Source organism: Pseudomonas sp. Z4-20, assembly GCF_051131955.1.
Taxonomy (GTDB): Bacteria; Pseudomonadota; Gammaproteobacteria; order Pseudomonadales; family Pseudomonadaceae; genus Aquipseudomonas; species Aquipseudomonas marvdashtae.
The window spans coordinates 1,772,613-1,793,352 of sequence record NZ_CP071641.1 but is presented as its reverse complement, the minus strand read 5'-3'; the positions used below and the strand labels follow the sequence as shown (position 1 = coordinate 1,793,352).

The 20,740-nt window shown below is 57.7% G+C and carries 23 protein-coding genes, 1 tRNA gene and 1 pseudogene; 9 read left to right on the top strand and 16 right to left on the bottom strand.

All coding sequences use genetic code 11. From position 1 onward, the window contains the following. Positions 1–64: 64 nt before the first annotated feature. Positions 65–877 (bottom strand): helix-turn-helix domain-containing protein, encoded by an 813-nt coding sequence (locus tag J3P82_RS08395; RefSeq protein ID WP_434562175.1) that lies wholly within the window; start codon positions 875–877, stop codon positions 65–67. 117 nt (positions 878–994) lie between these two features. On the opposite strand from J3P82_RS08395, the gene J3P82_RS08390 reads away from it, so the two are divergent. Next, the gene (locus tag J3P82_RS08390) at positions 995–1,384 is read left to right on the top strand and encodes a DUF2834 domain-containing protein (protein WP_434562173.1); all 390 of its coding nucleotides are present in this window, start codon (positions 995–997) and stop codon (positions 1,382–1,384) included. Here J3P82_RS08390 and J3P82_RS08385 read toward each other — a convergent pair. Then, a pseudogene (locus J3P82_RS08385) lies at positions 1,314–1,628 on the bottom strand (GNAT family N-acetyltransferase); the annotation flags it as partial. The gene J3P82_RS08390 and the pseudogene J3P82_RS08385 sit on opposite strands and share 71 nt — an antisense overlap. Here J3P82_RS08385 and J3P82_RS08380 point away from each other — a divergent pair. Then, on the top strand, positions 1,618–2,292 hold the full coding sequence (locus J3P82_RS08380; RefSeq protein WP_434562171.1) for a DUF3916 domain-containing protein: 675 nt from the start codon (positions 1,618–1,620) through the stop codon (positions 2,290–2,292). The pseudogene J3P82_RS08385 and the gene J3P82_RS08380 sit on opposite strands and share 11 nt — an antisense overlap. After that, positions 2,292–3,257, top strand: a complete 966-nt coding sequence (locus tag J3P82_RS08375; RefSeq protein WP_434563752.1) for a DMT family transporter — start codon at positions 2,292–2,294, stop codon at positions 3,255–3,257. Before J3P82_RS08380 ends, J3P82_RS08375 begins: the two co-directional genes overlap by 1 nt. Before the next feature lie 16 nt (positions 3,258–3,273). Here J3P82_RS08375 and J3P82_RS08370 read toward each other — a convergent pair whose 3' ends face one another. The 4 genes from J3P82_RS08370 to J3P82_RS08355 form a co-directional block, all read right to left on the bottom strand. Further along, positions 3,274–3,912, bottom strand: coding sequence for a helix-turn-helix domain-containing protein (locus J3P82_RS08370; protein ID WP_186640673.1), 639 nt, complete (start codon positions 3,910–3,912; stop codon positions 3,274–3,276). Continuing rightward, on the bottom strand, positions 3,909–4,241 hold the full coding sequence (locus J3P82_RS08365; protein ID WP_434562169.1) for a type II toxin-antitoxin system HigB family toxin: 333 nt from the start codon (positions 4,239–4,241) through the stop codon (positions 3,909–3,911). The genes J3P82_RS08370 and J3P82_RS08365 overlap by 4 nt, the downstream gene beginning before the upstream one ends. A 214-nt stretch (positions 4,242–4,455) precedes the next feature. Then, positions 4,456–4,938, bottom strand: coding sequence for a nuclear transport factor 2 family protein (locus J3P82_RS08360; RefSeq protein WP_434563750.1), 483 nt, complete (start codon positions 4,936–4,938; stop codon positions 4,456–4,458). A 137-nt stretch (positions 4,939–5,075) separates the two neighbouring features. Next, positions 5,076–6,119 (bottom strand): UV damage endonuclease UvsE, encoded by a 1,044-nt coding sequence (locus J3P82_RS08355; RefSeq protein ID WP_434562167.1) that lies wholly within the window; start codon positions 6,117–6,119, stop codon positions 5,076–5,078. Positions 6,120–6,575: 456 nt separating this feature from the next. Between J3P82_RS08355 and J3P82_RS08350 the strand changes: the two genes are divergently transcribed. Further along, on the top strand, positions 6,576–6,869 hold the full coding sequence (locus J3P82_RS08350; protein WP_434562165.1) for a DUF1778 domain-containing protein: 294 nt from the start codon (positions 6,576–6,578) through the stop codon (positions 6,867–6,869). After that, positions 6,827–7,348, top strand: coding sequence for a hypothetical protein (locus J3P82_RS08345; RefSeq protein ID WP_434562163.1), 522 nt, complete (start codon positions 6,827–6,829; stop codon positions 7,346–7,348). The genes J3P82_RS08350 and J3P82_RS08345 overlap by 43 nt, the downstream gene beginning before the upstream one ends. A 303-nt stretch (positions 7,349–7,651) precedes the next feature. Here J3P82_RS08345 and J3P82_RS08340 read toward each other — a convergent pair. Then, positions 7,652–7,741 (bottom strand) — tRNA-Ser (locus tag J3P82_RS08340). Between the two features lie 307 nt (positions 7,742–8,048). Between J3P82_RS08340 and J3P82_RS08335 the strand changes: the two genes are divergently transcribed. The 3 genes from J3P82_RS08335 to J3P82_RS08325 all read left to right on the top strand — a co-directional run bounded on the left by J3P82_RS08335 (position 8,049) and on the right by J3P82_RS08325 (position 10,770). Further along, entirely contained in the window at positions 8,049–8,738 is a 690-nt protein-coding gene (locus J3P82_RS08335; protein WP_434562161.1) for a crotonase/enoyl-CoA hydratase family protein, read from the top strand. A 202-nt stretch (positions 8,739–8,940) separates the two neighbouring features. Next, positions 8,941–9,663, top strand: a complete 723-nt coding sequence (locus J3P82_RS08330) for a lysophospholipid acyltransferase family protein (protein WP_434562159.1) — start codon at positions 8,941–8,943, stop codon at positions 9,661–9,663. Positions 9,664–9,798: 135 nt separating this feature from the next. Further along, positions 9,799–10,770, top strand: a complete 972-nt coding sequence (locus J3P82_RS08325; RefSeq protein WP_186640748.1) for a magnesium and cobalt transport protein CorA — start codon at positions 9,799–9,801, stop codon at positions 10,768–10,770. A gap of 69 nt (positions 10,771–10,839) precedes the next feature. Here J3P82_RS08325 and J3P82_RS08320 read toward each other — a convergent pair whose 3' ends face one another. The 3 genes from J3P82_RS08320 to J3P82_RS08310 form a co-directional block, all read right to left on the bottom strand. Beyond that, on the bottom strand, positions 10,840–11,556 hold the full coding sequence (locus J3P82_RS08320) for an amidotransferase (RefSeq protein ID WP_434562157.1): 717 nt from the start codon (positions 11,554–11,556) through the stop codon (positions 10,840–10,842). A gap of 83 nt (positions 11,557–11,639) precedes the next feature. Beyond that, entirely contained in the window at positions 11,640–13,784 is a 2,145-nt protein-coding gene (locus J3P82_RS08315; protein WP_434562155.1) for a 3-hydroxyacyl-CoA dehydrogenase NAD-binding domain-containing protein, read from the bottom strand. A gap of 25 nt (positions 13,785–13,809) precedes the next feature. Beyond that, positions 13,810–15,015 (bottom strand): acetyl-CoA C-acetyltransferase, encoded by a 1,206-nt coding sequence (locus J3P82_RS08310; protein ID WP_434562153.1) that lies wholly within the window; start codon positions 15,013–15,015, stop codon positions 13,810–13,812. A 610-nt stretch (positions 15,016–15,625) separates the two neighbouring features. Between J3P82_RS08310 and J3P82_RS08305 the strand changes: the two genes are divergently transcribed. After that, positions 15,626–16,438 carry a c-type cytochrome gene (locus J3P82_RS08305; protein ID WP_434562151.1) on the top strand — a complete coding sequence of 271 codons (813 nt, stop codon included), beginning with the start codon at positions 15,626–15,628 and terminating at the stop codon, positions 16,436–16,438. A gap of 128 nt (positions 16,439–16,566) precedes the next feature. Here the strand turns inward: J3P82_RS08305 and J3P82_RS08300 are convergent, their stop codons facing one another. The 6 genes from J3P82_RS08300 to J3P82_RS08275 form a co-directional block, all read right to left on the bottom strand. After that, positions 16,567–16,908, bottom strand: a complete 342-nt coding sequence (locus J3P82_RS08300; protein WP_186611482.1) for a ribonuclease E inhibitor RraB — start codon at positions 16,906–16,908, stop codon at positions 16,567–16,569. Between the two features lie 202 nt (positions 16,909–17,110). Continuing rightward, entirely contained in the window at positions 17,111–17,347 is a 237-nt protein-coding gene (locus J3P82_RS08295; RefSeq protein ID WP_434562149.1) for a hypothetical protein, read from the bottom strand. A gap of 138 nt (positions 17,348–17,485) precedes the next feature. Next, positions 17,486–18,094, bottom strand: coding sequence for an START domain-containing protein (locus J3P82_RS08290; protein WP_434562147.1), 609 nt, complete (start codon positions 18,092–18,094; stop codon positions 17,486–17,488). Between the two features lie 39 nt (positions 18,095–18,133). Then, positions 18,134–18,388, bottom strand: coding sequence for a YkgJ family cysteine cluster protein (locus J3P82_RS08285; protein WP_434562145.1), 255 nt, complete (start codon positions 18,386–18,388; stop codon positions 18,134–18,136). Between the two features lie 148 nt (positions 18,389–18,536). Beyond that, the gene (locus J3P82_RS08280; RefSeq protein ID WP_434562143.1) at positions 18,537–19,013 is read right to left on the bottom strand and encodes a translation initiation factor 2; all 477 of its coding nucleotides are present in this window, start codon (positions 19,011–19,013) and stop codon (positions 18,537–18,539) included. A gap of 84 nt (positions 19,014–19,097) precedes the next feature. Beyond that, positions 19,098–20,540: a PLP-dependent aminotransferase family protein gene (locus J3P82_RS08275; protein WP_434562141.1), complete on the bottom strand. Its 1,443-nt coding sequence runs from the start codon at positions 20,538–20,540 to the stop codon at positions 19,098–19,100. Between the last annotated feature and the right edge of the window lie 200 nt (positions 20,541–20,740).

Here is a 20,740-nt window from a genome sequence, read left to right as displayed (position 1 = left end):
TGAATTATCGACTCGCCCTGTTTTAACGGCCGCTTCTACTAGATGAACCATTGTTCTTCCTTGATCATTGTTTCTGTTGCGTCTGCTCATACGCCTTGGCCATGACCTCCCAGGTCTTGGCATCGGCAGGAATCAAATGCTCGATACGCAATGAACTCATCGTGATGTCGAGCGGCATGCCAAACGTAGTGAACGTCGACATGAACCGCAGCTCCCCCTGGGAAGAATCAACTCGTGTCAGCAACAGCGGAGGCAGTTCGTCAGCCAGGGCCGCAGCGCTGTCTGGGGCCGGCAGGCTCTTCAGAATCTCAGCCAGCGCTGGATTACTCAAGGCTTCCCTGGATGCTCGTTGCCAAGCCACTAGTCTTATTTCCTCGGCGTTACTCAAATGATCGCCCAAGCCAGCGGGTTGCAGCAGTGTCACCAAGAGGTTGAGCCCCTCTTCTGCGTTTCTGGCAAGGCCAACCAGATCGAACAACACTCCCGCGCTGGCGTTGGCGCCAAGGATGTCCCATTGAGCCCCCAAGACAATCGCCGGCGCAGGGTTATTGGCGCGAAGGATGTGTTCAATGGCATCACGCACCACTTCCATCGTCGATGATGTGAGCGGTGTCGTTTCGTAGCGAGGGGCGTAGCCGCTGGCGAGGAAGATGTCGTTGCATCGTTCCAACGGTACATCCAGGGCGGTCAACAAGTTATGCAGAGTGCCGGGACTTGGCTTCGCGCGCCCCGTCTCGATGCAACTAAGGTGACGCTGAGATAGCCCTGTTATCAGTGCGCAGTCCAACTGACTCAGTCCGGCCTGTTGGCGCAAGTGACGTAGTTGCGCTCCGGCCGAGGTTGGCGGCGTTGTTCGAGAGAAAGGTCGACTGGTCATCCGTTGACTCTGGCATTGCAGGGTGAGCGGCGTCGATGACCTCAGAGGTCATTGAAACCATGACGGTCGAATCACTAGCCTACTTCCACTGATCATGAACGAGTCCAAGGAGGCAAAGTGAAAAGACCCTACGTTGCACTTATCGCGCTACTGCTTTTTTCAATGTACACGGCGAGTACTGTGTTGCTCGCCGAGCAATCGCTCCTGGCGTTCGGACTCGGGCTCATGTCTCGCCCGGACACCGCGCAGGTCGTCATCGATCTTTATCTACTCGCTTGCATGGCATGCATCTGGATGTACCGGGACACTCGCTTGAAAGGCAGGTCGCTCATATCATTGCTGCCCTACATCCTGATAACGGCCATCTTCGTATCAATCGGTCCGCTGTTGTACATCGTCGTTAACGGATTTGGACGCCAATCGCCGCTGAAGCCTACCGCCATTTTGGGGCCAGCCAGAAACCTCGATTGTTGCCAGGCTCGTCGTACAAATGGATGCTGCCGATGATCCGTGTCGGATCCCCTGAAATACGGATCATCCAGTGACACTCGCGCCCGGCGGCGACAGCGGGGAGCGCATGGTCGCGCACGTACGTCAGCGCGCCATCATCCGGGTAAGGCCAGGGCACGCGGCAGTCGAGGTAGCGAACCACTTCCCAGTGTGGGAATAATTGTTGAATCGCTGGTGCGTCCGTCAGCTCAAGGGGGGTGAGGATGAGGCGGCGGGTTTGGAAGGCGGGGATGGGGTCCAAGGTGAATTCCTTTTTTAACGTTATGGCGTCCTGCGGAGCGGATGCTGCCAGCGTAGGTCGGAAAAACCAAGTTGCACATCCAACCACGGCGAAGGCCAATCACATCGTTTCGCGGCCTACACTGGAGGCGCTCAGTACCATTGAACCGTATAAGGACATCGCCTTGCGACAAATTGCCCTCAGCGATAGAAAACTCCGAGGTATCCCCCGCCGTCTCCGCTCGCTGGAGCGCTGGGCCGCGACATTTGACGGCCATTTCTACCCTCACCGTCATGAAAGCGAACGCTACGCGCATTGGAAAATCCCCGTCATCGATTCGCTCGTACAAGGTCCACAAGCACACATCGAAGTGCAGGCTTTCTGTATCCAACAGTTGCTCGAAGCTGCCGCCCATCTTTCTCGTGCAGCGGATCGTAGCCAAGGGTACTACCGCGTTGCCTGCCTGCTGACTTGGCCCTGGGTCCACCAAAGTGAAGTTACGGTGTTTTATGACCGTGACTATTACTTGAGATTCTTGGGACAGCACAACGCTCTTGCACCGCTACGCTTGAGCGACAAACTTGCCTTGGATGTGCCCGAATCGTTCATCGAGCATGGGCACGACGTAACCCAGTGCGATGATGAAGTCGACGTTCATTGGTGGTGTATCGGGGAACCAGCGTGATAGTGAAGCCCCGCTCAAATCTCATCGTCGGATTGGCCCTCGCCGTGGTCGCGACGCTGAGCTGGGCGTTGAACTTCATTGCGCCTTACGTCACCGGTGCCTACACGATCTATGACTTGTTGATCGTAAGATTCTTGATCGCCGGTGCCCTGGGCCTGGGTGTCGTGCTGCTCTATCGGGCCCAGCTTCGTCTGCTGCGCCGCGATCAGGTGCTTCTGGCCGCCGGCCTGGGCGTGATCGGCTACCTGGGCTATAGCGCCTGCATCGCCGCCGGCATCATCTTCGGCGGGCCGGTGCTGACCCCGGCCTTTATTGGCATGGTGCCGGTCTTGCTGGCACTGCTGGGCAACGCCACGACCAAAACCCTGCCATGGCGCAAATTGGCGATACCGCTGGTTTTCTTGACGGTTGGACTTCTGCTGTCGAACCTGGGCGCAATCCATCAACCCGTTGCAAGCGACGGTACCTGGCTGCTGGGTTTATTGTTTTCAATCGGTGCCGTGGTGTTGTGGCTCGTATTCAGTTGGCTGAACCAACACGCCCTGCTAACGCTGCCAGCCCACGCATCAGGCGCGTGGACCGGCCTCATGATGGTTGGCGCCGGAATCGGCACCTTGTGCTTGCTGCCGGCGGTACAGGCGCTCGACCTGCTCAAACTGCCGAGCCTGGGTTTTGGTGTTTCCGTTGCAGGGGATTTATACCTCTGGGGTTTGGGGATTGCGCTGATGTCATCCGTTGTCGGGGCCTGGGCCTGGAACGCCGCGTCCCGGCGCCTGCCCATGGTGCTTTCCGGGCAGTTGATCGCCCTGGAGTCATTGTTCGCGACGTTACTCGGCTTGGGGTTTCATGGCCGGCTGCCGACACTCCTGGAGGCGTCAGGTCTCGCAGCCGTGTTGGTTGGGGTGGTGATGGGGGTGCGTATCATCCTGACTTCCCGTGAGTCGTCAACTGGCCCCGGCCCTTAATCAGCAGATGACTGCCCTACCCTTTGTCAGGCTCTTCGACTGTTTTTTTGCGGCCCTTCGAAGCCACCACTTTGTATTCACCAGCGCTGGGCTCTTTCACTGAATGGGCGGTCAACGGGTCGTTGCGAAAGCGGTGATACGCTGAAGTTTTACCGACGGGAAGACGAACAGTTTCGATATGAGCCGCCTCTATCGAGCCTGCGGTCAAGAAAGCACTCGGCTCCATCGCAAATCGTTCGGCCAGCGCATACGCCATCTTGTGACTGATAGGCCGATCGCCATTGAGCACTTTGGACACCGCCGTTTTATCGCCGATTTCAGGGAGGTCTGAACCGGTGAGCCCGACCGTCTCCATAAGGTCCTTGATCAGCTGTACAGGCGTGCAGGTCGCCTCAAAAGCGGCATTCGATTCGCGAAACTGGTCGGAGTCGCTCTGGTAGGCCAGGATCTCATCCTCAAGTTCAACGAGAATTCTCTCTTCGGTTCTGTTCAGCTCGTGCCCATCGGTGAGCGCATCGAGCAAGTCCGTCGCACGCTTATAGTCGGCAGGAGTTTTGATGCCGTGCACAAACTCACCGCGCAGGCGATCCAGTACCGCGTGTAGCTCGCCAAGCGTAGCGATCACGGTTTGAAAGTCGGTCCGGGCTGCGCTCATCGTCTTACCCCTTTGTTTCTTGCATACCAGATGTTGGCAACGTCGTAATCAGCATGCGTGTAGATGTGTTTGACGTAGAACTTCTGTCGGGTGAAGTTGACTCCGCCTATCACCCTCAGATTATTGCCACCCACGTCGATCACCACCCAATTCATCGCAGCTCTGGGCTTGAACAAGTCGACACCGTGCACACCGAAAAGCTTTTGCAGGTCCGAGAACCCTTTGGGGCGCGCCATCCTTAAAATGCGCAGGCAACGATCAAGCCCAGCCTTATCGTTTGGGTAGAGAATCGCAGCGTCGCCAAAACGTGATGGTGTGAGTATATCCATGGGCGTCCTTGTCTTCGGGCCGATGGTACTCTTGTTGTGTTTTTTCACAACTTCTGTTTGATGACTGCCGGGAGCATTCATATGTGGAAAGATTTCAAAGGCGCAAGCGGCGGGGGCTCAAACAGAAAGGGCGCGTTGCGCAAGGGAATTGGCAACGCGCCCATCAAACGGGCGCTCGAACAATATAGCCCAGCACGCGGTTTCCGACAGGCCATCACTGCGCGGGTTTCACCCGTCGCATGAGGTCGTCCAAGGCGTAGGTATCCAGAAAAGCCGTCACTTCAACGATCTGGCCATTCTTGAACGTCATGTGCCACAGATAGGTGTTGTCGTAGGGTTTGTGATCCAGCGCCGTGGCCGTTCCATTCCAAAGAACCGCCACGACATCGCCCTGGGCAACGATACTGCGCACCGTAGGGACAATTGGCGTTGCCAGCCTCGCGGTAATTGGCCGCACGGCTTGGGCCAACTCAGCCTTGCTGGCGTAGACAGCCGAAACGGGGCTCGTGCCGGCCACGGTCCATTTGGCATCTGGCGCCAGCAGATCGAACACTGTGCCCTTGCCTTGCTGCCAATTAGCGAATGCCTGGCGCACCAGATCCGTGTTGGTGTTTTGAGTATTCTGCGAAGCCCAGGCGTGGGCCGTTGAAAATATTAAAGACAAAGCGAGAACCTGGACGCGCCAAGCCAAACTCATCCATTTCATCATGATGCTCCTCATAGCAATTGAGTGGGTGAGGGTCTTCAGGAAGAACCTTACCGGCATGTGCCCTTAAGCTTTTGCCCGATACTGCTGTGGGGTTGCATGATGCTGTTCAGTGGCCTGAAGTTCGCTTAAGTGGACAATGCATCAAGATATGGCCGCGCGACATTTTCATAGAACGCTTGCGCCGCCAGGTTCTTGTCTTTCGCCTCCAACATAATGTCGAAACGGTCCAGGAACCCAAGCGCGTAGGTGTTCGTCCAGCCATTCCACATCCGATCGCTGTGGCCGTACAAATCACGTTTGGAAACGGCCTTCAACAATACCTCCATCTCAAGCTTGCGGTCTGCATCGAAACCCAACTCTTGAAGGCGCTCCGGAGGCTGTGAGTAATGCATGGTGGGCCGAACCCCACGCCAACTTTCGATGATGCGATCGACTCGCGAGGAGTCCGGCGCGATGTAATCGTTCTCGTTGATCCAGCAGTGATGGATGTCCAGCACGACGGGGGCAAGGTCAGCGAGTTGCAGGCAATCATCCACGCCGTAAGTCTTCTCCTCGTTTTCAAACGTGATGCAATTGCGTGCCACTTCCGTCAGTTGCGGCCAGAGCCCACGAATCCCCTCGCCTCCCAGGCGCCCGGCGATGTGCACGTTGCATTTGAAATCCTGGAAGCGCCGTCCGTAGCCCATCATGCGAATCATGTCGGCGTGGTATTCAAACTCGGCGATGCTGTTTTCCACCACCGATGGTTTATCCGAACCCAACACGCAGTATTGGCCAGGGTGAAAAGACAATCGGACATCCGCCGAACGCGCCACCTCGCCAATCGCAGCGAAACGCTCTTCAAGTTGACGTTGAATAACCGGGTCCCGATAAAACCCGCGCACTTTCGGATGGCTGTAGAACGGCAGCAGGTCGCTGCTCAGGCGAAGCATGCGCAGAGTAGGCGGCAACTCGGCAACGTAGGCGATCAGGCGCAACTGCGCGTCGAGATTGTGGGCGACCACTTCCAGTAGCTTGTCGCGGGCGACCTGGGGAGCGACGCCGTCCATCCAGCGCAACGTCGTGGTGCGAGGATTTAATGGGCTTTCGATTGCTTTCAAGGCGCTGACTGAAAGGCCGCGATCTGGGTGCCGGTATTGGCAGGCGAAGCCGATTCGGGGGTGGGTCATGGAGTATCCTGGCCGTTGGGTCCGTATGGGCGGTAGACATTACGGTGGCCGAGTGGTGCTTTTTGATTGGCTATTCTGACAATGGACTGCTAGCAAATAGGGCGTTGGATATCGCTGAGCCGCGTTAAACATTCCAGTCCTGGATTTTCCCATATCGCCCTTTTTCGGACGCCGAAAACCACAAAACATGGGTTTTGCCTCAGGCTGGATGCGGCCAAGCTTGGGGAGGCTTTCAGTGCCGGAAACGCCGTCGTTACGCAGGTCGCGGAGTGGGTTGGGCGGCGGTTGTCAAGGAGGCAGACCGTATAGCCAATCGATACACACGTATAGACAATAGCTATACGTAGGTATAGCATTCATTTGGAGCCCCAACACGGCTTCAATTTGAACGTTAGATCTTTCGAACGAGAGATCATATTAAGCGCAGTACTGGAACGTATCCAAGGCGGAAATCACATGTCCGTAAATATTGAAAATGTTGAAAGATCAAAGCCCGTTCCCATCAACATGAGAGCGGACGAAAAAAAACGGAACCTGATCGATCTGGCTGCTGCCATGTCCGGTCGTGATCGAACCAGCTTTATCTTGGAGGCTGCTTGTCAGAAAGCAGAGGAAGTCATCTTGGATAAGCGCCTGTTCCTTCTCGACGACGTGGCATTTGACGCATTTGAACAGGCAATGGAAGCCAACCCGATTCGAGGTAACGAGTGTCTACATCAACTTCTCGAAAGGCCCAAACGGTGGAGCTGAGGGCTCCCGAAAAGCTGAACGACGAACACATCCTGGATGAATTCGATTCTGGCGTGGCGTCGATCAACGATTATCTTCAAAGGCATGCCCGCAAAGCTCAGGTCGCAAAACAGGCCGTGGTCTATGTGGTCTGCCGTAAGGATACGCCTGTCGTGGCGGGGTACTACACCCTATCCAGCGGATCGATAGCCCGGGAAAACGTTGTCCCAAAGAGCCATCAACGCAACTCGCCAAGCGTGCATCCGGTGACACTGTTGGGGCGGATGGGGATCACTTTGGCGGCTCAAGGCCAAGGCTTTGCGATTGACCTGCTGCAGGATGCGATCGAGAGGGCGATCACCGCGTCTGCCACCATTGGTTCTACCGCTATGATCGTGCATCCGCTTAATGAGCGGCTATCAGACTTCTATGCCAAATATGCTGGGTTTATACCGTGCCCTGGGCTTTCGCCTATCACGTTAATGCTGCCGCTCCGGTAATACGTCGGACCCGCACTGATGATTTCATGGATACCTAAGACTAGGATGTGGTCATTGCGACCACGGCCCCTTCGTACCAGGCTCTACGTGACATTTCTTAACCCTCTGCACAGCTTAAATGGACGCTTCCAACCGTCAAGAATCCAGAGCGAGGGAGCATAAACCCCCATTCCGTCTTGGGCTGATGGGCGAACGCCCTATCGCCGTTCCCACCATGGGTCCCACATCTCCTTTTTTCAGATACCAAAAACCACAAATCCCCGACTTTCTCTAGGAAAATCAGGGATTTGTGTTTGCAGAATGTGGCGGTGAAGGAGAGATTCGAACTCTCGATACAGTTTCCTGTATACACACTTTCCAGGCGTGCTCCTTAAGCCACTCGGACACTTCACCGTGTCTCGGCAAACTGTTCAGTCTGTCGAGGCGCGCTAATGTAGTCGAAAGCTTTTCCGATGGCAAAGGTTTTTTTCAGAATTTTCATGTGGTTAAGGCTGGCTGGCATTTCAAACGCGCCGAGGCATGGCAAACCGGCCAAACTCTGGCTTTGTCTGGTTGCTGCGCTATAGAAGCAGGCGCGGCCTGCCGGGCGGACCGGGCTGTTTGTCGGGAGCGCGGCTGACCGGCGAGTCAGTCACGGCGCTTTACCTGGCCTGCGGCGGTGGGTAACGTCTGCTCCACTTCTCTTACAAGGAATAGCGCCATGAGCGACCTGATTGCCTACCACCTCGACGACGGTATTGCGACTCTGACCTTGAACAACGGCAAGGTCAATGCTATCTCGCCTGACGTGATCATCGCGTTCAACACCGCGCTGGACCAGGCGGTGGCCGATCGCGCAGTGGTGATCATCACCGGGCAGCCGGGTATTCTGTCCGGCGGTTACGATTTGAAAGTGATGACCGCCGGACCCAAGGAGGCGGTGAGCCTGGTCGCGTCCGGCTCCACCCTGGCCCGTCGCCTGTTGTCGCACCCCTATCCCGTCATCGTCGCATGCTCGGGGCATGCAGTGGCCAAGGGCGCGTTCCTTTTGCTGTCGGTGGATTACCGCATCGGTGTAGACGGGCCGTTCACAATCGGCCTGAACGAGGTGCAAATCGGCATGACCATGCACCACGCCGGCATCGAGCTAGCCCGCGATCGCTTGCGCAAGTCTGCCTTTCACCGCTCGGTCATCAATGGAGAGATGTTCAATCCGCAGAGTGCCGTGGACGCCGGTTTCCTTGATAAGGTGGTCTCGGCCGACGAGTTGCAAGCCGCGGCATTGGAGGCGGCGCGCCAGCTGAAGAAGATCAACATGACGGCGCACAAGAACACCAAGCTCAAGGTCCGCAAGGCGCTGCTGGACACTTTGGACAGCGCGATTCTGTTGGATCAGGAATATATGGGCTGACCCCCAAATTATTCAGGGAGCGGCCAGCGCTTTGTCCTACACATGTCGAGTAAAAATCCGGCAACCGCTCTAGCCCGCTTCTTTCAAGTTGCGGCGAAACAAATACTTAAACATCGGCCATCTCCTACCTCTTTAGGGACAATTGCTGAAAACAGTGCACATCCGTACACTGCGCCACCTTTTGTCCCAATGGGGCCTGTAGATGTTGTTTGCACTGCGTATGTCGTTGATGGCCCTGCATTTTGTCCTGGCGGGTGTGCTTGGCGTGATGCTGGGGCTGTGCCGGCCGTTCAACCCCGACAACAGCCGTTTATGCGCCAGGCTGTATGCACTGCCTGCGATGTGGATCCTGCGCTTGCGGGTGAAGGCCGAGGTGGACACGCTGGTGAATAAATCCCAGGGTTGCGTGATCATCGCCAATCATCAGTCCAACTATGATCTGTTCGTGTTCGGCAACGTGGTGCCGCGTCGTACCGTGTGCATTGGCAAGAAGAGCCTGAAGTGGGTGCCGCTGTTTGGCCAATTGTTCTGGTTGGCCGGTAACGTGTTAATTGACCGCGGCAATGCGATCAAGGCGCGCAAGTCGATGCTGACCACCACGCATACGCTCCAGCACGAGAACACGTCTATCTGGGTGTTTCCGGAAGGTACGCGCAACCTCGGCGCAGAGCTGCTGCCGTTCAAGAAAGGCGCATTTCAAATGGCGATCGCCGCCGGGGTGCCGATTGTCCCGGTGTGTGTCAGCAGCTACATCAAGCACATGCGCCTCAATCGCTGGCGCAGTGGTGACATTCTCATACGCTCGCTACCGGCAATTCCTACGGCAGGCCTGAGCATGGATGACATGCCCCGCCTCGTCGCCCAATGCCGGGAACAGATGCGCGAGTGCATCGAGACGATGGATCGGCAGCTGCAAGCCGCCTGAGCCAAAAACCCGCCTCCATGGCGGGTTTTCCTTTACCAGCGAACTCAGCGGATTTTGCTGACTCTCAAGCACCATGGCGCGCTAAGCTGCACGTGCCTGCCACTGCCAATTTCCAAGAAGAAGTGAACCATCATCATGGGTAGAGTCGTTGCTGCTGCGGTTTACAGCGCCGGTAAGAAAGTCACCAACATTACCCTCGACGAAGGCAGCGCCTGGGCTGCAAAACCAGGACATTTCGTGTGGATCGGACTCGAAGAGCCGAGCACGCTGGAGCTGACCAACCTGCAACGCCAGTTCAACCTGCATGAGCTGGCGATTGAAGATGCCATGGAGAAACACAGCCGTCCGAAGCTGGAGACGTTTGGCGATGCGCTGTTTATCGTCACGTATTCGCCGGTACGCCAGGACGGCAAGCTGCAGTTCATCGAAACCCATATCTTCGCCGGCAAGGGTTACATCATCACCGCCCGCAACGGTCACTCCGCGTCCTACGCCCACGTCCGGCAACGCTGTGAGGCACGTCCTATTCTGCTGGAGCACGGGGAAGATTTTGTCCTCTACGCCATCCTCGATTTCGTCATTGAAAACTACCAGCCAGTGGGCGAAGCCATTCACGCCGAGATCGATGAGCTGGAGCGCAACGTGCTGTGCAGCGCTCTCAACGAGCGAGACATCCAAAATCTGCACAGTTTGCGCCGCGACGTGCTGCGCCTGCGTCGCTACGCGGCGCCGATGGTGGAAATCAGCGAAGAACTACAGCGGCTGGACTTTCCGTTCATCGACAAGAATATGAGCCCGTATTTCCGTGATGTGCAGATTCACGTCACCCGGCAGATGGAAGACTTGGCGACCCTGGCGGACATTGCCAGCCAGACCATCGAGATTGGTGTGCTGCTCGAAGCGTCACGCCAGAGCGTGGTGCAACGCAAGTTCGCGGCATGGGCAGCGATCCTGGCGTTCCCGACGGCTGTCGCCGGGATCTATGGGATGAACTTCGAGAATATGCCGGAGTTGACCTGGCACTACGGCTACTTCCTGGTGCTGGGGTTTATCGGGGTGGGGTGTACCGCGTTGTGGGTGAGTTTCAAGCGGTCGGGATGGTTGTAAGAGAGGAGCAGCTGCAAGCTTTGAGCTTCAAGCTGCAAGTTCGGGCTTGCAGCGCTTGTAGCTTGTAGCTTAAAGCTGCTTCTGAGCCACAAAACGCATCATCCACTCCGCCACGGTCGTGCCGTGATGTTCATGTTCAAGGCTCGCCACGCCCTGGCTATAGATCTGTTCGCCGAGGTGCTGTTGGCGGATCTCCAGCAAGGCCCGGGAATAATCGTGGATGAATTCCGGATGGCCTTGGAAGCACAGGACTTGATCGTTGATGTGATAGGCCGCGAAGGGGCAGAAATCGCTTGTAGCGATGACCGTGGCATTTGCTGGCAGCTCGGTGACTTGATCCTGATGGCTGATCAGCAAGGTCAATTCTTCCATTACCGGGCTCATCCACGGCGCCTTGGCCGCGAGCTTATAACGATGGGTGCCCACGCCCCAGCCTTGGCTCGCCCGCTCGGTCTTGCCACCCAGCAGCAGCGCCAGCAACTGATGGCCAAAGCAGACGCCCAACAACTTGTCGCCACGCTGGTAACGGTCCAGCAAGTAGGTCTTGAGGGTCTGGATCCAGGGATCGGTGCCGAAGGAGTCGGCCTTGCTGCCTGTGACCAGATAGGCGTCGAATTGCTCATCGTCACTGGGGTATTGCCCTTCCACCACGTTGTACACGGTGAAATCAGCCGCAATGGGCTGCTGCGAAAACAGGCGCTGAAACATCTGCCCGTAACCCTGATATTGGTCGACCAGTTCCGGACGCAGGATATCGGTTTCCAAAATGCAGATGCGTAGCGACATAAAAAATACCTGACAGGATGATGGGAATATTGCACACCCAGAGCCTGCCTTGAAACACCGCCCCAAGGCAAGCCCCCTCCCCGTCAGAACAGCGCCTGGCTCGCAGCTTTTTCCAGCAACAGGGCGGGCGGTGAGAAACGTTCACCGTATTGATCGGCCAGGGATTGGGCACGGTCCACGAACGCCTGCACACCGTATTGGTTGATGAACTGCAACGCACCGCCCGTCCAGGCCGCAAAGCCGATGCCGAAGACCGAGCCGAGGTTAGCGTCCGCCGTCGAAGTGACGACGCCCTCCTCGACGCAGCGCACGGTCTCCAAGGCCTGGATGAACAGCAGGCGATCACGGATGTCCTGAGGCGGGATTTGCCGATCGGGCTTCTCGAAGCGGTGCTTGAGCTTCGGCCAGAGGTATTTCTGTCCCTGGGCCGGGTATTCGTAAAAACCGGCGCCGGCGGCTTTGCCCGGTCGCTTGTCTTTCTCGAGCAGCCAGTCAATCACGGCGAACGCTGGGTGCTCAATCGGCGTCTTCCCTTCTGCTTGCAGGTCCTTGGCCGTTTGCGTGCGGACATGGCTCATCAGACTGAGGGAAACTTCATCTGAAACAGCCAGGGGCCCGACCGGCATCCCGGCCTTGCGCGCCTCGGTTTCGATCATCGGCGCACTCACACCCTCGCCAAGCATCGCGATGCCTTCATTGATGAAGGTGCCAAAAACCCGCGACGTGAAGAAGCCGCGGCTGTCGTTGACCACGATCGGGGTCTTGTCGATTTGCAGGACGAAATCGAAGCCCCGGGCAAGGGTTTCCTCGCTGGTCCGCGCCCCCTTGATGATTTCAACCAAAGGCATTTTTTCCACTGGGCTGAAGAAGTGCAATCCGATGAACTTGCCCGGGTCCGGCACCGCCATCGCCAAGCCGCTGATGGGCAACGTCGAAGTGTTGGAAGCGATCACCGCGTCAGGCCCTGCCATCGCCTGGGCTGCCGCCGACACGGTGGATTTCAAAGCCCGGTCTTCAAATACGGCTTCGATGATCAGGTCGCAACCGATCAGATCGGCATCGCTGTCGGTGGGATGGATGCGCGCCAGCGTGGCATTACGCTGTCCATCGGCAAGCTGGCCACGGGCGACTTTTTTGTCCAGCAACGCCGCCGAGCGGGCCTTGCCCTTTTGCGCTGCGGCCAGGTCGATGTCCTTGAGCACCACGTCGATGCCAGCCATTGCGCTGACATGGGCGATGCCGGCCCCCATCATCCCGGCACCGAGCACGCCGATTTTGTTTGTCCGATAAGGCGTGAAACCCTCTGGGCGGGAACCGCCGGCCTTGATCTCGTTGAGTTGAAACCAGAAGGTGCCGATCAGGTTCTTGGCCACTTGGCCGGTGACCAACTCGGCGAAATAACGGGTCTCGATCAGATGCGCCGCGTCAAACCCCACCTGTGCACCTTCGACGGCGGCGCAGAGGATTTTCTCCGGAGCCGGCAAGCAGCCCTGGGTCTTGCTGCGCAGGATCGAAGGCGCGATCGCCAACATTTGAGCGACTGCCGGGTCGGACGGGGTCCCGCCTGGCATACGATAGTCTTTGCTGTCCCATGGTTGAGCCGCGCTCGGGTTGGTGAGAATCCAGGCCCGGGATTTCGCCAGCAGTTCGTCGCGGTCCGCCGCCAGCTCATCGATCAAGCCGACCTGCAGCGCCTGTTGCGGACCCACACGCTTGCCTTCAAGCAAATACGGCAGGGCCTTTTCCAGGCCCAGCAGGCGCACCATTCGCACCACACCGCCACCGCCTGGCAGCAGGCCGAGGGTGACTTCCGGCAAGCCGATCTGCACCGACGGATGATCCAACGCGACGCGATGATGGCAAGCCAGGCAGATTTCCCAACCGCCGCCCAGGGCCGCGCCATTGATGGCCGCGACCACGGGCTTGCCTAAGGTTTCCAAGGCCCGCAGTTGCGCCTTGAGTCCCAAGACCGTTTGGTAGAAGGCCTGGGCCTCGTGCTTGCCGACCCTGATCAGCTCGTTCAGGTCGCCGCCAGCAAAAAAGGTTTTTTTGGCGGAGGTGACGATCACGCCGGCAATCGAATCTTTTTCACCGGTCAAGCGAGCTACGCAAACGGCCATCGCCTCGCGGTAGATCGCGTTCATGGTATTGGCACTCTGGCCTGGCATGTCCAGGGTGAGGACGACGATCCGGTCCTCGCCGGTTTCGTAACGAATGGCGTCGATCATGAAAAGTGTTCCTTGAAGTCGGGACTCAGAGGCGTTCGATGATGGTGGCGATGCCCATGCCACCGCCGACACACAAAGTCGCCAGGCCATAGCGCTGGCGACGCACCTCCAGTTCATCGAGCAGCGTGCCGAGGATTGCGCAGCCCGTGGCACCCAAAGGGTGACCCATGGCGATGGAGCCGCCGTTGACGTTGACCTTGGCCGGGTCGATGGCCATGTCCTTGATGAATTTGAGCACCACCGAGGCGAAGGCTTCGTTGACTTCGAACAGGTCGATGTCTTCCACCCGCAGCCCAGCTTTCGCCAAGGCCTTGCGGGTGGCTGGGGCCGGACCGGTGAGCATGATGGTCGGCTCGGAGCTGGTGACGGCAGTGGCGACGATTCGCGCCCGAGGCTCCAGGCCCAGCTCCCGTCCCTTGGCCTGGGAACCGATCAGCATCAGCGCCGCGCCATCGACGATGCCCGAACTGTTGCCCGGTGTGTGCACATGATTGATCCGCTCGACATGACTGTAAACCCGCAACGCCGTGGCATCGAAGCCCGCCTGCCCCATCGCTTCGAAACTCGGCCTGAGCTTGCCCAGGCCTTCAAGCGTTGAGTCGGCGCGGATGAATTCGTCGTGGTCCAGCAACACGATTCCGTTCTGGTCCCGCACCGCCACCAACGATTTGTGAAACGAACCGTCGTCACGGGCCCGCGCGGCTTTTTGCTGGGACTGCATGGCGAACGCGTCGACGTCCTCGCGATTGAAACCCTCCAGAGTGGCGATCAGGTCGGCACCAATGCCTTGGGGCACGAAATGCCCGTGCAGGTTGGATTGCGGGTCCAGCGCCCATGCGCCACCGTCACTGCCCATCGGCACACGCGACATCGACTCGACGCCGCCAGCCACTACCAGATCTTCGAAACCGGAGCGCACTTTCATCGCGGCCAGGTTCACGGCCTCCAGTCCCGAGGCGCAAAAGCGGTTGAGTTGCACGCCGGGTACGCTCACGTCCCAGTCGGCCACCAGAATAGCGGTCTTGGCAATGTCGGCGCCTTGGTCGCCCACTGGCGTCACGCAACCGAGCACAACGTCATCCACATGACGGGTGTCCAGGCTCATGCGCTGCCGTAACGCAGTAAGCAGGCCAGTGACCAGGTTTACCGGCTTGACGGTGTACAGCGCGCCGTCGGGTTTACCCTTGCCGCGAGGCGTGCGTAATGCATCGAAAATATAAGCTTGGGTCATGACATCCTCGAACCGCCATCGGCATGGAACAAACCCCTCCAACCTTAAGCCCAGCGGCGCTGGATGCAATGACCACAGTGCTCAACGGCATTGACAGCCACGCCCAGACGAACGGTAGCGAGCTATCGGGTTAACCGGTTCAGGTAAGCAAGCTGTCTAGCAAAAGGCCCGGCAAGAAGCTGGCAATAGGCCTCATGCCTTTTTAATAGCGACACAGCTCAAGTTGATATGAATTGGATCTAAGCCATAGCAGCCGTGGACCCTAAGGTAAACGTATACAAGTAAGTCGTCGGGTTTTGCCGAGGCGCTTGTGCAACAGGAAGTGCAACGCCAGCCGAGATGGAGTTATGCAGGCTGGCCTCAGGAAATAACAAAAAGGCGGGCCAGCCATGTTCAAACATTCGAAAGTTCGTCAAGCCGGACTCATTCTCTTTGCCACGACGCTGCTGTTGATTCTGCCGAATATCACCAAGGTGATCGGCTGATCCAGGCACGTGGTGTCCGCACCCTCAGTAAGTCGCATCACCGATAAATACGAGACGGATCGTTGTTCCGACAACGGTGGTTGTGCCAACCTTTGCACTCCCCCTCGACATGGACGGCGACTTATTTGAAAGCTTTCACATTGATCGGGGCGCTGCTGCTCAGCACGCCTTCATACGCCGCGCAGTTGGTGTTGGAACTGGGTACGAATGCGCACACCTGGCAAACCGAAGAGCTGCTCAAGCATCCGGAAGTTCAAACCGTCCAAATCATTGAAGATGTTTCCTACAAGAAACCCATGAGTTATCAGGCCGTGCCGTTGACCGCACTGTTGACCGGAGTCCGATCGGACGACCATCTTCAGGCCGTGGCGCTGGACGGCTTTGCAGCCGAAATGCCTGCGGCGCCGCTGCTCAACACGAACGGCGCCCGAGCGTGGCTGGCGATTGAAGACCCGGCCAAACCTTGGCCGCCGCTGGGGCAAGGCAAGCACGGCGCCGGCCCTTTCTACCTGGTCTGGACCGATCCCCAAGCGGGCCATATCAGCCCCGAACAATGGCCCTACGCAGTGGCGACCATCAAGCGCCTGTCGGCGGTGGCCGAGCGTTTCCCGGCGCTACTGCCCTCGCCCACCCTGGCCAAGGATGATCCTGTCAATAAAGGTTTCGAGTTGTTCCAGAAAAACTGCCTGGCTTGCCATCGCCTCAACGGCGCGGGTGACGCGCAGTTCGGTCCGGACCTGAACATCCCCTTCAATCCCACAGAATATTTCTCGGGAGACTTCCTCAAGCGCTACATACGGGATCCGCAAAGCCTGCGTCGTTGGCCCCAGGGGAAAATGCCCGGGTTCGCGGCGGCGGTGCTGCCGGACGCGGAGTTGGATTTGCTAGTGGGGTATTTGAAGCACATGGCGGGGCGCAAGCAGCCATTGAAGCAGTAAGTTGGCCATTGGGTTGAGCTGCTCCTCCCCCACAAAGGCGCGCTCGCCAGGAGTTCGCCAGGCGTTACTAGACACATGAAAACGGCCGACACGATGGCCAGCCGTTGCTGTGGATCTGTTGGAAAGTATCAGGCTTGCAGGCGCCGAATCTCCTGCTTGACGCCCCACCCTTCGATGATGCCACCCAAAGGTTCGACCACGGCTTCGAAGTTCATCTCGAAGTCGCCAATGTCGTCATAAGTGGCGTACATCACCCGGCTCAGCTCCAATGACCAGGCGCCATCATCCCGGGCGCTGATCTGCGCATTCAACGACTCTCCCCGAAAATGACCTGCCGCGCGCCGTGCCCGTTCCTCGTCGGGAAAAATGGCGTAGAACTCGATGGGATGAAACTGGGAAAAATCGAAACCGCCTTCTTTCATGCGGCGCAACACGCTGGTGCTGATGTCTTCTTGATAGGCTGTGCTCATGAAACGTCCTCCTCAGAACCGATGGATAGACTTTCCGTCCTCCCGTGCGTGCAACCTGCGTTACAAGCGATACGGCATCAAATGACCGTCGGGACACAAGCATGTAGCTGACAAGACCGGACCTTGGCGATCCTTTCGCTGATCTCGATTGCAGAGTAGCTTCAAGTCAGTGCGGCTGCCAAGCGGGACCAGACAATGAATTTCATGAAGCCGATTTAATGCTGATGATTTCAATACTGTTTTGGGTCTTCAGGCTCTTGACTGTGGGGTCGTCGGTGCGACCTTCCAAATCGTTGAGGTCAAGCTCTTTCGAGAGAGGCACCAGCTTCTCCCGAATCAGTTGTGCCGCTTGTTCCATCGTGGGCTCCTGGGCGTAATCAAACTGCTCGGCGATCGTTTCGCCGTGATCGTCAACGAAGGTGATTTCCCACTTTTGCATCAGTGTCTCCTTGATCGATGGAATGGCCGGGCTTACCTCTATCTCGACATTGGCGGCGAAACAATCGTTCCGCTGAGTTCGTAGGCGGCACCTACGAAAAAACCGCCTCAAGGGCGGTTTTTCTTAGAGTGATCAGGATTATTTTTCGGCGCGTTCTTTCAACGCTTTCAGGGTATTGAACGGCGCATCCACGACGAACTTGTTAGCCAGCCAGGACGGAACGTCGCCACCCGGCTCGGTATGGACCTGGTAAATCACCTCGACCTGGTCCGCCCCCTTGGGAGTGAACTTCCAGAAACCGTCGACTTGTGTCACGCGCACGAAACCCTTCTCTTCAGGGGCATAGGTGGGGACACCCTTGAGGTTGCGAGTCAGGCTGCCATCGGCGCCTTCGGCGGTGGTGACCTCCAGCACGGAGTCACGGGGCGTAACCGGCCATGGTGTGTTGAATTGAGTGTAGGTCCAGCTCTTGCCGCCTTCGTGCTTGAGCAGTTTCTGGCTCTTGCATTCATGAATCCAGGCACAGGCGCCCGCTACGTCTTCCTGCAAGGCTCGCAACTTCGCCATGGTGGTCTTCATGACGGTCACGCCCTGGTAGGCCTTGTACTTGGAACCGCTGACTTCACTGAGTGAAACCTTGATACCTTCCTTTTCCTTGGCAACCTGCCAATCCTCAGCCTGGGCTGTAGCCGTCGCCAAGAACACAGTCAAACCACACAACACAGCCATACGATGCAGCGAACCCATAGTTGTTTTCCTTGTTTTCGAAGTTCCGATCTTGACGCATTACGCTGCCGTGACTTGCTCCCACCAACCGATCAGCCGAATGGCTTCGTCACTGCTGTAACCACAGACCTCGATATCGGCCTCGAATGCCGAGCACACCGCCGGACGCTCCGGTTGGCCAAAGATCTGGCACAGATTAGCGGACGACAGTTGCACGCAACGTTCGCCCGCAGGTTTGCCCTGGGGCATGCCCGGAATGGGCGAACTGATGGACGGGGCGACGCAACAGGCGCCACAGCCTTCACGGCATTCCATGAGGACGATATCCTTACGACAGGTAATGATTGGTAACAGAAGACAGAGTAACGACTAAAACAGTTGTTTCAAATTGCCAGCCGCGTGTTTTTTCGTACATCGCCCGGTGACCGGACGGTCAGCGACGAACAGCAGTGTTTTGCAGCGCTTATTGCTTGAATTCGAACTCCAGCGCGGCGCCTTCCACTTCGTTGCGCTCCTGGTTGCGCAGCGGCAGCTGCATCTCGTTGCTCAGCAGGCGACCGTTGAGTTGGAACGGACCGGGCTTCTCGCCGAACATCGACGGCAATAACGGCTCACGCTTGGGTAACGGTACTTTGCCCGGTGGTTGCAGCTCATCGACCATATCGTGCGGCAGGCTCAGGTCAAGCTTGGCCGGCGGCAAAGGCGTCTTGGCAACCTCACGGGCCGATTTGCTCTTGGAGGCGATGGGCGCGCGTTTTTTCTTCGTCGTGGCGGATTTTTTAGCAGGGGACTTTTTGACCACCGCGGCTTTCTTCGGCGTGTCCTTCTTGGCGCTAGCGGTGGTTTTTTCCTGCGCTGGAGCCGCCACGGCAACGCCTGCGACATGGAAGGCGCTCAACAGGCCAATCAAAACCCAGGCAGCAGGACCAATAGCTTTCATAGACACAACGACATTTGCGGCAGAGTCTCCATGCTCGCCCGATTATGAGGCGCTGACAAGCGCATCAAACCAAGCCACTGATTCCTATAGAAACCCGTTGGCTGTCTCTTGGCACAATTGAGTGGCCAGCAGCCCCAGCGTCATCAACGCTCGCTCTGCCTCGCGGTTCCACGGTGTGCCGCAATTGAGCCGGATGCAATGGTTGAACTGCTCGGTGTTGCTGAAAATCAGCCCTGGCGCGATGCTGATGCCTTGTTGCAACGCCCGCACATGCAATTCCTGAGTGTTGACCCGCCCCGGCAGGCTGACCCACAGGATGAAACCTCCGGTGGGACGGCTCATTTGCGTGCCTTCCGGGAAGTATTGCTGCACCGCCAGTTGGAAGGCGCTGAGGTTTTTGCGGTACTCCTGGCGGATATAGCGCAGGTGTCGGTCGTAGCCGCCGTTTTCCAGATAGGCCGCGATTCCCATCTGGGTGACGCTGCACGCCGAGTGGGTACTGAAGGTCTGGAGCCGCTGGATTTCGTGCTGGAACTTGCCGGCGATCATCCAACCAATGCGCACGCCTGGTGACAGCGTCTTGGAAAAACTCGAACAGTAGATCACCCGGTCCAATCGATCGTAGGCCTTGAGCGCCTTGGTACGGCCCTGCTCGAACATCAGCTCGCCATAGATATCGTCTTCGACGATCTGAATGTCGAAGTCCGACGCCAGGCGCAGCAGCTGCTTCTGCCGCTCCTCAGGCATGGTGCCGCCGAGGGGATTGCTCAGGCGCGTAGTCAGGACCAGCGCCTTGATTGACCATTGGTTGGCCGCCAGTTGCAAGGCTTCAAGGCTCATGCCAGTGACAGGATCACTCGGGATCTCGATCACCTTGAGCCCCAGCAGATCCGCCAGTTGCAGCAAACCGTAATAGGTTGGCGATTCGGCGGCGATCAGGTCGCCAGGTCGAGTCAGCACGCGCAACGACATCTGCAGCGCATCGACACAGCCATGGGTGATCACGACTTCGGAAGGATCCACCACGACACCGGCATCGCGCATGCGAATCGCCACCTGGCGGCGCAACGGTTCGAAGCCGGGGCTGAACATGTAGCTGAACGCGCGTGGACTGTGGAAACGCGTGACCTTGGCCAACTGCTGATGCAATGCCCGGACAGGCAGGTAATCGACGCTCGGCACCGCTGCGCCCAACGGAAAGACGCCTTCGCGGCGCGACTCGACCAGTACCTGCTGGATGATGCTGCTGCGCGTCACCAGCCCCGGACGCTCCACTCGGGCAATGTCCGGCGTCGGCGCGGTCAGGGCCGGCGTCTGGTGCACGTAATAGCCCGATTGCGGCCGCGCGCGAATCAAGCCCTGGTCTTCAAGGTTGGCGTAGGCCTGCAGCACGGTGGCATGGCTGACGTTGAGCTGCGAACTCATCTTGCGCACCGAAGGCACGCGTTCACCGGGCTGATACACACCGCGCCGGATGTCTTCAGCCAGCTGTTGAGCAATACGTTGGTAGAGCAAGAGGTTGGTCATGACGCAGCACTCGATTTTACGGGCATTTTATTCTTGTCGGAAACGATACCGTAACAGTTTAGAAGTGTACTGGGACAGTTGCCAGATTACTCGACAGTACAGTGGAGTGACAGCTCTAACTGTACCGCTTGCCGGACAATCGCCGAGCCCAAAAAAACCCGGCGCCTGTATAGGGGCCGGGTTTTCCAGAGCCGCAGCCC